General features: G+C 45.8%; 16 protein-coding genes. All 16 read right to left on the reverse strand.

Annotated features, from left to right (window positions below; translation table 11 throughout):
- Positions 1-17 precede the first annotated feature (17 nt).
- Positions 18-827 (reverse strand): flagellar basal body rod protein FlgG, encoded by an 810-nt coding sequence (flgG, locus tag OIU26_RS14740; protein WP_264217245.1) that lies wholly within the window; start codon positions 825-827, stop codon positions 18-20.
- Between the two features lie 103 nt (positions 828-930).
- A complete protein-coding gene (locus tag OIU26_RS14745) occupies positions 931-1,311 on the reverse strand; it encodes a TIGR02530 family flagellar biosynthesis protein (RefSeq protein WP_264217246.1) in 381 nt (126 codons plus the stop codon).
- Positions 1,308-1,841 carry a flagellar hook capping FlgD N-terminal domain-containing protein gene (locus tag OIU26_RS14750; RefSeq protein ID WP_013370680.1) on the reverse strand — a complete coding sequence of 178 codons (534 nt, stop codon included), beginning with the start codon at positions 1,839-1,841 and terminating at the stop codon, positions 1,308-1,310. The genes OIU26_RS14745 and OIU26_RS14750 overlap by 4 nt, the downstream gene beginning before the upstream one ends.
- Before the next feature lie 19 nt (positions 1,842-1,860).
- Positions 1,861-3,315, reverse strand: a complete 1,455-nt coding sequence (locus OIU26_RS14755) for a flagellar hook-length control protein FliK (protein ID WP_264217247.1) — start codon at positions 3,313-3,315, stop codon at positions 1,861-1,863.
- Between the two features lie 27 nt (positions 3,316-3,342).
- Positions 3,343-4,344 carry a magnesium transporter MgtE N-terminal domain-containing protein gene (locus OIU26_RS14760; protein ID WP_264217248.1) on the reverse strand — a complete coding sequence of 334 codons (1,002 nt, stop codon included), beginning with the start codon at positions 4,342-4,344 and terminating at the stop codon, positions 3,343-3,345.
- A gap of 47 nt (positions 4,345-4,391) precedes the next feature.
- Positions 4,392-4,835: a flagellar export protein FliJ gene (fliJ, locus tag OIU26_RS14765; protein WP_013370677.1), complete on the reverse strand. Its 444-nt coding sequence runs from the start codon at positions 4,833-4,835 to the stop codon at positions 4,392-4,394.
- Positions 4,836-4,845: 10 nt separating this feature from the next.
- Positions 4,846-6,165, reverse strand: a complete 1,320-nt coding sequence (gene fliI / locus OIU26_RS14770) for a flagellar protein export ATPase FliI (RefSeq protein ID WP_016820950.1) — start codon at positions 6,163-6,165, stop codon at positions 4,846-4,848.
- Positions 6,152-6,988, reverse strand: coding sequence for a FliH/SctL family protein (locus tag OIU26_RS14775; RefSeq protein ID WP_264217249.1), 837 nt, complete (start codon positions 6,986-6,988; stop codon positions 6,152-6,154). Before OIU26_RS14775 ends, fliI begins: the two co-directional genes overlap by 14 nt.
- The gene (gene fliG / locus OIU26_RS14780) at positions 6,981-7,997 is read right to left on the reverse strand and encodes a flagellar motor switch protein FliG (protein ID WP_013370674.1); all 1,017 of its coding nucleotides are present in this window, start codon (positions 7,995-7,997) and stop codon (positions 6,981-6,983) included. Before fliG ends, OIU26_RS14775 begins: the two co-directional genes overlap by 8 nt.
- Before the next feature lie 11 nt (positions 7,998-8,008).
- On the reverse strand, positions 8,009-9,592 hold the full coding sequence (gene fliF, locus OIU26_RS14785; RefSeq protein WP_013370673.1) for a flagellar basal-body MS-ring/collar protein FliF: 1,584 nt from the start codon (positions 9,590-9,592) through the stop codon (positions 8,009-8,011).
- A gap of 37 nt (positions 9,593-9,629) precedes the next feature.
- A complete protein-coding gene (gene fliE / locus OIU26_RS14790; RefSeq protein ID WP_007430020.1) occupies positions 9,630-9,944 on the reverse strand; it encodes a flagellar hook-basal body complex protein FliE in 315 nt (104 codons plus the stop codon).
- A 39-nt stretch (positions 9,945-9,983) separates the two neighbouring features.
- Positions 9,984-10,436 (reverse strand): flagellar basal body rod protein FlgC, encoded by a 453-nt coding sequence (gene flgC / locus OIU26_RS14795; protein WP_264217250.1) that lies wholly within the window; start codon positions 10,434-10,436, stop codon positions 9,984-9,986.
- Positions 10,437-10,442: 6 nt separating this feature from the next.
- Entirely contained in the window at positions 10,443-10,850 is a 408-nt protein-coding gene (flgB, locus tag OIU26_RS14800) for a flagellar basal body rod protein FlgB (RefSeq protein WP_040101576.1), read from the reverse strand.
- 407 nt (positions 10,851-11,257) lie between these two features.
- Positions 11,258-12,658, reverse strand: a complete 1,401-nt coding sequence (gene hslU / locus OIU26_RS14805) for an ATP-dependent protease ATPase subunit HslU (protein ID WP_064963109.1) — start codon at positions 12,656-12,658, stop codon at positions 11,258-11,260.
- Between the two features lie 36 nt (positions 12,659-12,694).
- Positions 12,695-13,237 (reverse strand): ATP-dependent protease subunit HslV, encoded by a 543-nt coding sequence (gene hslV / locus OIU26_RS14810; RefSeq protein WP_013370669.1) that lies wholly within the window; start codon positions 13,235-13,237, stop codon positions 12,695-12,697.
- Between the two features lie 26 nt (positions 13,238-13,263).
- Entirely contained in the window at positions 13,264-14,604 is a 1,341-nt protein-coding gene (trmFO, locus tag OIU26_RS14815; RefSeq protein ID WP_013370668.1) for an FADH(2)-oxidizing methylenetetrahydrofolate--tRNA-(uracil(54)-C(5))-methyltransferase TrmFO, read from the reverse strand.
- Between the last annotated feature and the right edge of the window lie 16 nt (positions 14,605-14,620).

Consider the following 14,620-nt stretch of genomic DNA (forward strand, 5'->3'; position numbering starts at 1 on the left):
TCCGCGTTTAAATGAGATTATCGTTTCAAGTTTACAACTTCCTGAAGCACTTCATCCGAAGTCGTAATGATACGCGAGTTCGCTTGGAATCCACGCTGAGCTACGATCATTTCGGTAAATTCGCCTGTCAAGTCAACGTTGGACATTTCCAGCTGACCCGCGATGATAGCTCCACGCCCCTCTGAGTTGGCTGCTCCAGGCTCAAGTTCATCAATGTTGGAGTTGACCGTTGTACGATACAGGCTGCCTCCAATTTTCTCCAAACCTTCCGGGTTAGTAACTCTGGCTATACCAATTTGCGTGCCATTATCTACTGTACCATCATCTAATTGCTGTACAATCGTGCCATCCTGCGAGATGGAGAACGATGTAACGTTGTCAGCAAGTGTGATTGGGTCGCCACCTGCATCCCCTACAAAAAATCCATCGGAAGTCACCAGATTTCGGTTTGCGTCTACGTGAAAATCACCCGCACGAGTCAGATAAGGGACTTCCTGTGCATCATTCATTTTGATCAGGAAAAAACCGTCACCGTTAATCCGCAAATCCGTTGGATTATTGGTAGTCATTGCACTACCTGGGAGATGCATCGTATCAATCGAGCTGACGGACACCCCTAGACCTATCTGCTTGGCATTTTGACCTGCAGTTGTCGTAGCATCAGGTGCACTTGCGCCCGAGCTGGTTTGGCTCAAAATATCCTTGAACATCACTCGGCTGGACTTGAAGCCTGTAGTATTTACGTTTGCAATGTTGTTACCGATAACGTCCAGCTTTGTTTGAAAGCCCTTCATGCCCGATACACCTGAATACATTGATCTCAACATTGAGTATAAATCCTCCTCTGATTGCTTGCTTAGTTGACCGCATCAGTCGATCCGCGGCTTTTTCATGGCTTTCCTATTCGGGCCAGCCACTTCGTATATTTTTTTATGAAATAATTACAGCACTATCTATCTGCGTAAATACGTTATCCTCCATGGACTGCTTGTCCATCGCAGTAACAACCGTTCGATTAGGCACACTAACAATCAAAGCCATATCCTGCATTAAAATCAAAGATTCTTTAGCGCCTTTGGCAGCAGCCTTATCCACAGCAGAGTTAATTTTCGCCATTTGGTCACTTCTCAACTCTATTCCTCGCTGCTCCAGTCTCTTGGCTGCATGGTTGCTGAGCTTGAGCACCTGTTCCTGCAACACCTGACCAAATGGTTTGGTGTCCTTTGTTATCGAATTTAATCGGTTTTGAGAAATCGCTGCCGGGGGAACGTTGGTAGGAAAAAGGCGTCCGACCGTTATCCTGTCATTCATGAGTTCTCACCGCTTCCAGTAGAGGAAGAAGATGAAGTATCTGACGTCTCTGTAACAGGAGCCGTTGTATTAGCCTGGCTTACTGATGTTACATCTTTTAATGCCACCTCAGCCGCTCCCATTTTGGCATACTGCACACCGTCGCGAATAACGATGGAATCTACGATTCCACTTTTCACCGTACCTGCGCCTGTCTCACCTGTAATGGAATCTTTTTTCCCCGGCTCAATCCAACTGACTTCTTTTCCTATCAAACCAGAAGCTGTACCCAAAGACTGTCCCAATGCATTCAACTGCGTAGAAATGTTCATCAGTTGTTCCACCGAGGAAAACTGTGCCATTTGGGCGATAAATTCTTTATCCTCCAAAGGCTGCATTGGATCCTGATTTTGTAGTTGAGTGATCAAGATTTTTAAAAATTGATCTTTACCCATCGTTTTAGTATCCTTGGCACTTGCTGTTTTGACATTATTCACATTGTAATTCGGCCAGACGTTACTGGTGGATACATTGTTGTCTGTAGTCGTCATTGTGTTCTCACCTCCATCATTACGCTTGTGCTGTAAAGGAGCCTGTCCGATTCATGTCATCTGCGCGTTGTTCTGCTGTCCAGTTACGAAGCTCTTCTGTCATTTCAGCTACCTTCACAGCATCCTCGCTCTCTTCTCTACCTCGAGCTTTAGAACGTTGGTTGGATTGCTGCTGCTGATTAGCTCCAGATCCGCGTCCATCCTGATACATATGGGAAGATAGCGACTCATTGTGCGTTACTTCTACTTTGTCCACTTGAATACCTTGGCTCTGAAGACTCGTACGTAACTGCGACATTTGCTGTTCCAGCAAATCCTTCGCTCCGCTATGCTCAGTCATGAACTGGGCAACCAGATGACCGTTTTGCATCGTTAGCTTAACCTCCAGCTGGCCCAGATGATCTGGACGAAGCATGATGGTCGCTTCTGTCAAACCAGTGTGCTTTACAATATCAAGTTTCTGCACTACAAACTCAGTCATCTCCTTGGCAAATTGCCGTACATGTACGACGGGTTGAGCCGGAGCCGAAGGTGTTGTTCCTTGCGTTTGTACCGAAAGCTGTCCCGCAGTCGTGATCACTGGAGTCTGATTGTCAGTTGCTGTCGAATCCGCTTGCTCAGTTGCATCTACGAATGCACTCGCTTCATCCGTTACAGTCGTCTTAACTGCAGACTGAACGAGAAGATTCGTTGATGAACGCTGTCCTTCTGAGCCTTGCTGGCTAGTTCCACCCTGACTTGCTTGCTGCTGAGGAGTAACCTGTTTGTTTGTAGATGCTGCAGTTAACGTCTGAGTACCATTTGCTCGTTGTGCAGAAGGCTGGGCCGCTTGTGAATCTCCACTATCAGCAAGTTCCACAGCTTTCAATACTCCATGCCATTGCTCATCGGAAATAGCTCCCGTCCCAGCCGTTGCGCTTTGCAGCGATTGTAATAACTGTGTCACCTTAGTCTTTTGGTCTCCCGAAGCCTGCTCTGCTACATTGGCAAGTTGTGACAAAGCGTCCTGCAATGCAAACCGAAGAGTTGCCGGATTAGCTGCCAAAGCTGTCAAGCCTGTAGCCTCTGCCGTTTCCCCACCATCTGCCTGTTGATTTGTTCCATTGCCTTGCAAAAACTGTTGTACTTGCTGAATCCACGATTGCAGAGTTGCAAGCAGCGCAGGATCGGCAACTACCTGATCATCCAATTTCTCGAGATTTTGCAGCAAAGGAGCTAATGTTTCAACCAGCGGCTCGGTTGGAGTTTCCGCAGATTCTCCGTTTGCAATAAGTGGTAGTACCATAACTAATGGAGAACCATTTGCATCTGTTCCTGCTGAGCCCGTTTGCCCGCCTGTCATCATTTGCGTCAGTGTTTGATTAAAGGCACCCGTGGTTGCTCCAGCAGCCGTGGCTGTACTTGTTGTTGATGCTGTCGTACTGTTAGCTGTTTGACTAGAGCTAAGAGATACACTTTGAGAAATAAGGGTCATATATTTTTCACCTCCCTTCAATTCAAATTACTTACTACCCATCAATTTATTCAAAATTTTCGCGGTCTGGCCTGCATCCTTGGCAGACATATTTTGCAGTAAAGAAGCACGTGTCGAATCATCTACTGTATTTAATATGTTTAATGCCTTATCCGGACTGATTTTGTAAGTTTGTAAAATAAGTTCGGCACCGCTTTTCTTGTCCATGGAAGCAAATGTGCTACTGATTTGAGTGCTTTGCAGACTTTTACTCGTCGTTCCGGCTGTAGCACCTTGATCCTTTTTCAGACGAGACTGCAACGCAGCTACCGATAAATCCGTAGATGGTGTTACGTTTTTCAGAGCCATCGTAATATCTGCTGCTTTTTTAGCGTCCATCTTTTGCAAAATCTTCGCACTGTTGGCAGGGTCCATATAGCTTAAGAGCTGTACGGTCTCTTCCGTGGTCAGATTCTCCATGATCGGTGCAGCTTTACTTGCCGTCATTCCTTCATACATGCTGGCAAGTTCTCTGGTCTGTTTTACATAAGGATCTTCATTTGTTGTTCCGTCTGTAGTTTGCGTACCAGCTTGTCCCTGCTGCCCGACCTGTCCCTGTTGACCCGTCTGCGACTGTTGTTCCTGTTGCGTTTGCAGTGTATTGACCTGATTCTGAAGTTCAGTAACCTTTTTATCTTGTGTCGTCTTAGCAGCGGTAGCCTTTTTGAGTTCTTCCGTCTGCTTAGCTAAATCCGCTTTTAACTGTTGAATGGTTGCTTCAGTACTTTCAGACTGTGCCTTCTGATCTGCCTCTTTTGTCTGGGTTGCCTTATCCTTCGGTTCAGGAATCCAATTTTTAACAATTGGTATTTTATTCCCTAATGAGATCATTTCGCTTCTGAAGTCCATATTGAATAGTGTAAGCAAGACCCCGACCAGAACGATTGTGAAAACAATCGGAATCAGGAAAAACATAAACCGTTCAAATCCCCCGCCTGATTCTTTTCCTAAATCCATATCCAGTTCATTTTCTGCTAACTTCTGTGCCATCGTCTTCCTCCTCAGGCAGCTGATATGCGTATCCTATGACGTTCCGCTTACCGGGCTTTCATGGCAAATCGCACGGAAGCCATTTCATCCAGCTCATTCTGCTCGCGCAGGAGCATTTCCTGTTGGAATTTCACGTTGGCCTTCTCTCTTGCTTTCAGCCAAACTTGTTCATCCAGCATTTTATCGGTCAAAACGGTTTGTTTGCTTTGCACATTTTGCTGCGCATATTGAACATCCCTATGCTTGCGTGTAATACATTGGTCCAGATGATTGACATAAGCTTGTAATTCCTGAATGCTAGAGAGTGGCGCGCAATCTTCGGCAGCCTTTTGAATGGCTGATATGACCCGATTCCTTTCGCCTATAAGCTGTGTTAATGTCTGCTCCTCAACCTGCAATTGTCCAACAGCACTGGAAAGCAGCCATTCGGCCTGTGACTTTTCGTTCGTTTTCAAGTCTACAACTTTTTGAAAGGAATACTGAAATCTCATCGTTCAACCTTCATCTCCTCGTAAATTCAGAAATCAAACGTTCTCGTACTTCGTCCAGCTCAGCCTTTTCATCGGTTCTTTGTCTTGTAAAATCCCATATATCCCGTATGCGCTCCATAGATTCGTCAATTTCTGCATTCGAACCCTGTTGATAAGCCCCAATGTTAATCAGGTCCTCTGAATCTTTGTAAATGGCCATCAAGCGCTTAATGTTTTCGGCAGCGTCTATCTGATCTCGTGGTGCAATGTCCTTCATGACCCGGCTAATACTTGCTAACACATCAATTGCGGGAAAATGTCCTTTGTTCGCAATCCCACGGTTCAAGACAATGTGTCCATCCAATATCCCGCGCACCGCATCCGCGATGGGTTCGTTCATGTCGTCACCATCAACCAGCACTGTATAAAAAGCGGTTATGGAGCCAGTAGGACCTGTCCCTGCGCGTTCCAGAAGCTTAGGCAGACTAGCAAACACAGATGGAGTGTATCCTCTCATTGCTGGTGGCTCACCCACCGCTAGACCGACTTCACGCTGGGCCATCGCATATCGGGTAACTGAATCCATCATTAACATGACATTCAACCCGCGATCCCGAAAATATTCCGCTATCGTCGTTGCAATAAGTGCACCCTTAATGCGGATCAACGCAGGTTGGTCGGAAGTGGCCACAATGACTACAGAGCGTTCTAGTCCCTCAGGACCCAAATCCCGTTCAATAAAGTCCAGCACCTCGCGTCCACGTTCTCCGATCAAGGCAATTACGTTCACATCTGCTTCCGTATTACGGGCAATCATACCCATCAAAGTACTCTTACCTACACCCGAACCCGCAAAAATACCAACCCGTTGTCCTTTGCCAATCGTAAGCAACCCGTCAATTGCACGTACTCCGATACTAATGGGTTCCTGCACACGCGGACGATTCAGCGGATTGGACGGTATATTGAAAGTTGAATATCTCGCCATTCGCGAGGGAATCAGTGATCCGTCCAAAGGCTGACCCAAACCATCCAGCACTTTGCCTAACAGTTCCGAACCAACCTGCACATTCAGCGGCTTCCCTGTTCCTACGACATCACAACCAGGACCAATGGATTGTAGTTCTCCAAGTGGCATCAGAAGCACTTTATTGTCTCTGAAGCCAACAACTTCTGCCTGCAATGGCTTTGCCGCTTTGCCCGGATAAATATAACAAACATCCCCGATACTCGCGTCCGGACCTTCCGATTCAACCATCAAGCCGATAACCTGTGTAACCTTGCCATTCACCCGAACTGGGTCCAGCTGTCGCAAATGATCCATGTAGCGCTGCGCATTAAGCCCCTTCATGTCTTCGCTCCTCATTTTCATGTGCCAGACGCAGTAGTTCCTTTTTAATCTCAGCTAATTGCGTATCGATCCGGGCGTCCACGCTTCCAAAGGAAGAACGGATGACGCAACCGCGATCCATTACGGTACCATCAGGAATAATTTGCAGTTCTGCCTGCGAATCGACAGTTAATGACAATTCTTCCCGCGCACCTTGCACAAATGCGAAATGCTGAGGCGACACACACAATGTAATGATTCCTTTTTCTCGCTTACGAGCCAAATTTTTGCGAATTAACTCAATTGTATATTCCGGTTCAAGACTAAGCTGTTTTTCAATGACCTTCTCGGCAATCGCACTACTCAGTTCAACCAGAAAAGGCTCTGCTTCCTGAATCAGTTGTTCCTTAATCTCATAGGCCTGACGCAGAATATCTTGTGCTTCTTCCATCATCTGCTCCGATTTCGTCTGAAGCTCAGCCTCAGCCAGCTTCTGGCCTTCTTCATATCCTTGTTGAAATCCATCTGCTTTTATCGACTGAATCAACTGATCGTCATGCTCGCGTCGTTCCTGCCACCAATCTTCAATCTGCTGCTGTGCTTCCTGAAGCATTCGTTCCGCTTCTTCAGCCGCCTCGCGTACCTGACGTTCGGCAAAGTCCTTAGCATCATTCAACATTTCATCTCGGAGCCGTTCTGCCTCATAATCTCGCTGAGGCTCTGGCTCCGTATATTCAGTTGTGATTTCTTCATCCGTCGTTTCTGGCACGTACGTATGTGCCACATCAATCGTTTTCAAAGCCTCTACAGGCACATATTGGAAAGATTTAATCAAGTTAGACAATGATGTCATCTCCTCCGCCGCGTGCGATTATAATCTCACCGGCCTCTTCCAATCTGCGGATCGTTGAAACGATACGTGTTTGTGCTTCTTCTACATCACGCAGCCGCACCGGTCCCATGTACTCCATTTCCTCTTTGAAGGTTTCTGCCATACGTTTCGACATATTTCGGAAAATCACATCGCGTACTTCTTCACTGGACACTTTAAGCGCCAATTGCAAGTCTGCATTGTCGATATCGCGGATAATGCGTTGAATGGACCGGTTGTCCACATTGACGATATCCTCGAATACGAACATTCTTTTCTTGATTTCCTCAGCCAGTTCAGGGTCTTGAATTTCAAGCGAGTCGAGAATTGTACGCTCGGTTCCGCGGTCTACGCCATTCAAAATCTGAACGATAGACTCGATACCACCTGCATTCGTGTAATCCTGCGTTGCAGTTGCCGAGAGCTTTTGCTCCAATACTCTCTCCACTTGAGAGATGACCTCCGGAGATGTACTGTCCATGACAGCAACACGCCGGGCCACATCTGCCTGCTTTTCCTGTGGTAAGGACGATAGAATTGCCGCCGCTTGCTCGAACTGCAAGTATGAAAGCACGAGAGCAATGGTTTGCGGATTCTCATTTTGTATAAAATTCAATATTTGGTTCGGATCAGCCTTACGAGCAAAATCGAAAGGTCTCACCTGTAATGTCGCTGTCAAACGGTTAATGACCTCAACTGCTTTTTGCGATCCAAGCGCTTTTTCCAATATTTCTTTGGCGTAATTAATACCGCCTTGGGAAATGTACTCCTGAGCCAGACAAATTTGATGAAACTCGGCCATAATGGAGTCTTTTTCAATGGCATCGACCTTCCGTACATTGGCAATTTCCAATGTAAGTTGCTCGATCTCTTCATCACGCAAATGCTTGAATATTTGAGCAGATACTTCTGGCCCCATTGTGATCAAAAGAATAGCTGCTTTCTGTCTTCCCGTTAAACCTTGACTGCTTGCCTTTGCCAATGAACTCACCTCTATTCGTCAGCCAGCCATGTACGAAGCAGATTGACGAATTCGTCGGGTTTCTTTTTCGCCAGACTTTCAAGCTGTTTACGCACTTGACTTTCATTTGTCACACTTTCCATGGTAATGGACGGGAATTCCGTCGGCGTTGGCATGAGTTGCAATTCTTCATCCAACTCTTCTTCCTGATTACGACGACTGCGTACGATGAAGAAGATTACACCCGCCAACAGTGCCAGAACTGCAGCTCCGATGCCCCACATCCACGGGTTGGAAGCTGAGAAGAATGTATTGGTACTCGTAGGCGCCGGAGCAGCTTGCGAGAACACTGAAACCTTTTTAGCCAAATCAGCGTCTGTAAAAGTAGTACCGGAATTCGCCAGTGATGCTCTTACAATATTAACCAAAATATTTTGAATTGCTGTCTGAGTTGCAGTATCCAACGTTTGCTGACCTGTTGGTGGTTCAACTGCTACATTAATGGTTAAATCTTTTACAGTGTACGGACTTTGGATAATATCCCTTGCAATTCGGTTAACTTCGTAGTTAATCGTACTTGAGCTCTTATCCGAGCTGGTATTACCGGAATTGGCTCCTCCAGGGTAACCCGGGACATCCTGCGTTCCTGTCCCTGCAACTCCTCCGGTTTGTCCACTACTGCCCGTATAACTTTCCTGAATTTGTTGGGCACTGATTTCAATACCCTTCATTTTCGTTTGGTCAACAGGTGTGACCATTTGTTCCTTTGATGTTACTTTGTCGAAATTTAGCTGGGACATAACCAGTACGTTTACCTTGTCGTCTCCAACAATTTTCGACAAAAATTGTTGAACATTATTCCTTACATCGCTCTCAAACTTCTTCTGTAGAGCCATGTTTTCCTGAACACCACTCGTGAGTCCACCTTGGCCGCCCTTGGCCGTTGGAATCAATTCATATTCCTTATTGGTGATCGTAATATTTTCTACTGGCAAATTCGGTACAGCCGTTTTTACCAGGTTAAAATATCCGTCGATCGCTTGTTGATTGGGAGTAAAGCCAGGTTCGAATTCCATCTGAACCGAAGCAGATGCTTTGTCCTTTTCTTCAAGTCCGGCAAAGATATTTTCCTTTGGCATATTAATGACGGCTTTGGAGCTTTGGACACCATCCATCCGTTCCAACAGTTGCTGTACTTCGCCGTTCAATGCGTTATTGTACTTCACATTGAACTCGTTCTCCGTCATACCTATGGCCGAGGAGGACTGGTCAAAGGCGCTCATGCCGATTGACCCTTTCTGTATCAGGCCTTGAGACCCAACATCTACCTTCGCCTTATCTGCATTTGCGGTTGGGACTGAAATTTGTGTCCCACCAGCATTAAGCTGATACGGTATACCCGCAGAATCGAGATATTTAATGACCCCAGCGGCATCATTTGCATTTAGATCCTGGAAGGCCACTTCATACTCAGTTTTGGTAAACTGCATCGTTAGCACTACAATGGCGATAATGATGAATGCTAATGTCGAAACAAGTAATATCTTCTGTTTTTTGCTGAAATTATTCCAATACCCGGAAATCTTATCCCGGTATTGGGCGATTCTCTCGTTCACTCCGTCACCCCATCCGAAACTTTGCTAAACCCTCACTTTACATCTGTGTACGCATGATCTCCTGATAGGCTTCGATCGCTTTGTTTCGGACCTGTGTAGTAAGCTGCAGGGAAAGCAGCGCTTGTTGTGAAGTGATCATGACCTGATCTACATCAACTTTGCCTGCCATGAATTGGTCGGACATCTGGTGTGTAGCGGCTTCCTGCTGCCCTACTTCATTAAGAGCATCCTTTAGGAAGGAGCCAAAATCCTTCAAGGATTCGGAAGGCGTCGCTTTCGTCAACTCATTGTTAGGCGATTGAATCTGCTGTATTACCGGTGTCTGTACGTTAAACATGGCGTTCTGAATCATGTTTTACTCTCCCTATTAAGTAGTTAGTAGTCCTGGAACTTAGCGACCGATTTCAAGCGCTTTGGAAACCATCGCCTTTGAAGCATTCAGAGCTGTTACATTGGCTTCGTATGAGCGTGTTGCGGAAATCATGTCGACCATTTCTTTCATTATGTCTACATTAGGCATATATACATAGCCATCTTTATCAGCGTCCGGATGACCCGGATTGTACACTGGTTTCAAAGGTGACTGATCTTCCTGAATTTGCGAAACTTTAACGCCAACGGCGCTTGTACTACTTCCTTCCATTTGAGCCTTCAAAACATCGGCAAAGCCAGATTGGTTCGGCTCCAAAACAACCGTTTTTCTTCGATATGGAATTGCTTGTCCATTCTCCACCTTCGCCCGAGTTGTCTCTGCGTTGGCAATGTTGCTCGATATAACGTCCATCCGCAACCGTTGGGCCGTAAGAGCAGATGCACTAATATCAAAGCCGTTGTTAATCTTCACCTCGTCCTATCTCCCTTCTACCGCTGTTCTCATCATTTTGATGCGCTCATTAATTTCTTGGATGTAGGTATTATATCTTAGTTGATTTTCAGCCATAAGACTCATTTCTCTGTCTATATCTACGTTGTTCATGTTGTTATTCATGACTGAGTACCCATCTTTGGTGACCGTGGCATCAGGAATGGAGTTCACAGGTCCTATTTGAAAATGTCTTGAATTGGTTACTTTTCCACGCAGTGGCGTGACATCACCGCCCATTTGCTGCTGAAGCAGTTCTTCAAATGAAACCTCCGAACGCTTAAAATACGGGGTATCCGCATTGGAAATATTATCGGCCATCACACGTTGTCTCGTATTGGCCGCCTGTACACCTGCCTGAAGCTTTTGAAAGCTTACATCACCCAGCAGATTCATTTAGCTCCTCCCTCCAGCGTCTACTCCAAAGTAAGATTCAATAAAACAAGATTTTTCACTTTTTTTCGACAATAAAATTTCATAATTATACATTTCTTTTAGGTCTTAAGTAGAAAATCTTAACTTTCTGTCATATATTCTAAGTTTCGTAGAGTTGGGACCTAATTACAATAAGAAAAAAGCCCTATCTTTTTTAAAAAAGAGGGCTTTAGATGCATAAAATGTTAAATTTTTCAGGTTTTTTTCAAGAAAATGAATGTTTTCTTAGCACTTTACACCTGCAAAAGATTATACGTCCTACTTTTGGAATAGACAGAAAAATCATCAACTTAACCTGTGTCTAGGACTAAACGACGGTGCAAGATAGTGTTATTCTGGACCACACACCCTATTTTTAGACACCCTGTTCATAAAATATACTGACTAAGGTCCCTGTTTTGGGCAATATCTCCCAGCTTCTCACGCACATATTCCGGGGTGATGATCATACGATCCAATGTAAGCTCCGGGGCTTCAAATGACAGATCCTCCAATAGCTTCTCTAAGATGGTATGCAAACGCCGTGCGCCGATATTTTCGGTGTTGCGATTAACGGACTCGGCAATACTAGCGATCTCACGGATCGCTTCCGCAGAAAATTCGACTTCTATTTCCTCGGTGCGGAGCAACTCGGTATATTGCTTGGTCAGCGCATTTTTAGGCTCCGTCAATATCGACACAAACTCATCCAAGGTCAAACTACTTAGCTCCACACGGATTGGAAAACGACCTTGAAGCTCTGGGATCAGGTCTGATGGTTTAGCCACATGAAAAGCCCCAGCAGCAATAAACAGAATGTAGTCTGTTCTTACCGGGCCGTATTTGGTCATAATGGTAGAGCCCTCGACAATAGGTAAAATATCGCGCTGGACTCCTTCTCTCGACACATCAGGGCCACTTCCCTTGCCTTGGCTGGCAATCTTATCTATTTCATCAATAAAAATAATACCGGATTGCTCAGCACGCTTCACAGACTCCTGAATCACATCATCCATATCGATCAACTTGGCTGCTTCATCTTGAATCAGTACCTTGCGGGCTTCCTTGACTGGTAGCTTGCGCTTCTTCGTCCGCTTAGGAAGGAAACTTCCGAACATCTCCTGCATATTCATACCCATTTGTTCATTCCCTTGGCCAGCAAACATATCGAGCATATTGGGTGCGGTATCCTCCACATCAATCTCTATGACATCATCCTCAAGCTTACCGGACAACAGATCAAATTTAACCTTGCGTCGCTTCTCTGCTAAGGTTCCGTCCTGTTGTGGTGGTTCTTCTTCTACCGAAGTCCCTGTGTTATTGCCAAAAAGCATTTCAAAAGGATTACGTTGCGATTTATTTGACTTTTCTGCAGGTACAAGGATATTGACAATACGTTCATTTGCCATGTCCTCCGCTTTGTCTTTCACATTCTCTGTTCGTTCCGACTTGACGATACGGATAGAGGTTTCCATTAGATCCCGCACCATGGATTCTACATCACGACCGACGTAACCCACTTCTGTAAATTTGGTGGCCTCTACCTTGACAAAAGGAGCTCCCACGAGCCGTGCAAGTCTACGTGCAATTTCAGTTTTACCCACACCTGTCGGTCCGATCATCAAAATATTTTTAGGCACAATTTCATCCCGAATATCATCCGGCAGTTTACTACGCCGATAACGGTTGCGCAAGGCAACAGCAACTGATTTTTTAGCTTCCTTTTGTCCGACAATATACTTATCCAGCTCGGATACCACTTGTCTGGGCGTCAACGATTGATTATTCATTTTGCACTCCTCCACCCTTGAATACTCAGAGCCGACTTACAATTCTTCCACGATAATCTGACTGTTCGTATACACACATATTTCCGAAGCAACCTCTAACGCTTCCCGTGCCATGTCCTTTGCTTCCATACCAGAGCCATGACGTTTGAAAGCACGGGCAGCTGCCAATGCAAAATTACCACCTGAGCCAATGGCCAACACATCATCGTCAGGTTCAATAATTTCTCCGCCTCCAGAAATGAGCAGCATCCCGGATGAGTCCATCACAATCATCAGCGCTTCCAGCTTGCGTAGTACACGATCCTGCCGCCAGTCTTTGGCCAGTTCTACAGCAGCCCTTTGAAGATTGCCGTGATGTTCCTCCAGCTTATTTTCAAACTTTTCAAACAATGTGATAGCATCGGCCACCGAACCCGCAAATCCCGCAACGACCTGCCCACGATACAATCTGCGCACTTTTTTAGCCGTTTGCTTCATCACAACACTGTTGCCGAACGTTACCTGCCCATCACCCGCAATAGCTCCTTTGCCATTATGGCGTACAGCACAGATGGTGGTAGCATGAAAGGACATATCCATAACGCGCTCCTCCTTTTCCTTCATCCTTATGCCTGTACTTCTGTTGACATAACTCCCGTTTGGTTGATATAACCGCGCAAACTTTCCAATGCGCGATTAGCGAGAGCTTCATTTTTTTCCTTTTTGTTACGAATGCGTGTCTCCAGCTTTGGAAGCAAACCAAAGTTTGCATTCATCGGTTGGAAATGTTTGAAATCAGCAGTTGTAATATATCGTGCCATGCTGCCTAGTGTCGTTTCCGCAGGAAATACGAACATTTCCTGCCCACGTGCTGCTCGTGCCGCATTTATACCAGCCAGCAGACCTGAGGCCGCCGACTCTACATAACCCTCTACACCAGTCATTTGTCCGGCAAAGAACAGATTACTTCTTCCCTTGAACTGATAAGTTGGGTGAAGCTGCTGTGGAGAATTAATGAAGGTATTGCGATGCATCACGCCATAACGTACAAACTCTGCCTCTTCAAGTCCCGGAATCATTGAAAACACACGCTTTTGCTCCCCCCATTTGAGGTGAGTCTGGAACCCAACCAGATTATATAGCGTACCTGCAGCGTTGTCTTGTCGAAGCTGAACAACTGCATAGGGTAGTTCTCCTGTATGTGGATTTACGAGGCCTACAGGTTTCATCGGTCCAAACAATGCCGTTTGTTTCCCACGTTGCATCATTACTTCGATAGGCATACATCCTTCGAAGTAGATTTCTTTTTCGAACTCCTTGACTTGTGCCACCTCAGCAGTAATCAAAGCCTCATAGAAAGCATCAAATTCCGCTTCGTTCATCGGACAATTTAAGTAAGCTGCTTCTCCTTTATCATAACGGGAAGCCAGATAGACCTTGCTCATATCGATGGAGTCCTTCTCTACAATCGGAGCTGCCGCATCGTAGAAATAAAAATACTCCTCTCCCATCAGTGTTTTGATCTGTTCTGACAAAGCTGGAGAAGTTAATGGTCCCGTTGCAACGACCACGATACCGTCCTGCGGGAGTTCCTGGAGTTCTTCATTAACGACCTCGATCAAAGGATGTTGATGAAGCGTATCTGTAATATGACCGGAAAATCCATCACGATCCACTGCCAATGCCCCACCAGCCGGAACAGCATGGCGATCTGCCGCACTCAGAACCAAAGAGTTTAGTATTCTCATCTCTTCCTTCAGTACGCCTACTGCATTCGTCAGACCGTTCGCGCGCAAGGAATTACTACATACTAATTCGGCAAATTTATCCGTATGATGCGCGGGTGTTTTTACAACCGGTCTCATTTCATATAACTTAACTGGCACTCCACGGCTTGCAATTTGCCAGGCAGCTTCGCTGCCCGCCAAACCTGCTCCGATGACCGTTACCTTTTGTAGTTCACTCACTTTTAAATCCCCCTGC

Source organism: Paenibacillus sp. BT-177 (genome assembly GCF_025846815.2).
In the GTDB taxonomy this organism is placed as follows: Bacteria; Bacillota; Bacilli; order Paenibacillales; family Paenibacillaceae; genus Paenibacillus; species Paenibacillus polymyxa_C.

What these genes read in the sequence shown, in the direction of transcription:
- OIU26_RS14760 (WP_264217248.1), bottom strand. Translation starts at nt 4,344, where the DNA reads ATGGCACAGAAGTTAGCAGAAAATGAACTGGATATGGATTTAGGAAAA.
- hslU (WP_064963109.1), bottom strand. Translation starts at nt 12,658, where the DNA reads ATGAATAATCAATCGTTGACGCCCAGACAAGTGGTATCCGAGCTGGAT.
- OIU26_RS14750 (WP_013370680.1), bottom strand. Translation starts at nt 1,841, where the DNA reads ATGACGACTACAGACAACAATGTATCCACCAGTAACGTCTGGCCGAAT.
- hslV (WP_013370669.1), bottom strand. Translation starts at nt 13,237, where the DNA reads ATGGATATGTCCTTTCATGCTACCACCATCTGTGCTGTACGCCATAAT.
- flgB (WP_040101576.1), bottom strand. Translation starts at nt 10,850, where the DNA reads ATGAATCTGCTGGGTGATGTAAGCTTTCAAAAGCTTCAGGCAGGTGTA.
- OIU26_RS14755 (WP_264217247.1), bottom strand. Translation starts at nt 3,315, where the DNA reads ATGACCCTTATTTCTCAAAGTGTATCTCTTAGCTCTAGTCAAACAGCT.
- fliJ (WP_013370677.1), bottom strand. Translation starts at nt 4,835, where the DNA reads ATGAGATTTCAGTATTCCTTTCAAAAAGTTGTAGACTTGAAAACGAAC.
- flgG (WP_264217245.1), bottom strand. Translation starts at nt 827, where the DNA reads ATGTTGAGATCAATGTATTCAGGTGTATCGGGCATGAAGGGCTTTCAA.
- fliI (WP_016820950.1), bottom strand. Translation starts at nt 6,165, where the DNA reads ATGAAGGGGCTTAATGCGCAGCGCTACATGGATCATTTGCGACAGCTG.
- OIU26_RS14745 (WP_264217246.1), bottom strand. Translation starts at nt 1,311, where the DNA reads ATGAATGACAGGATAACGGTCGGACGCCTTTTTCCTACCAACGTTCCC.
- fliE (WP_007430020.1), bottom strand. Translation starts at nt 9,944, where the DNA reads ATGATTCAGAACGCCATGTTTAACGTACAGACACCGGTAATACAGCAG.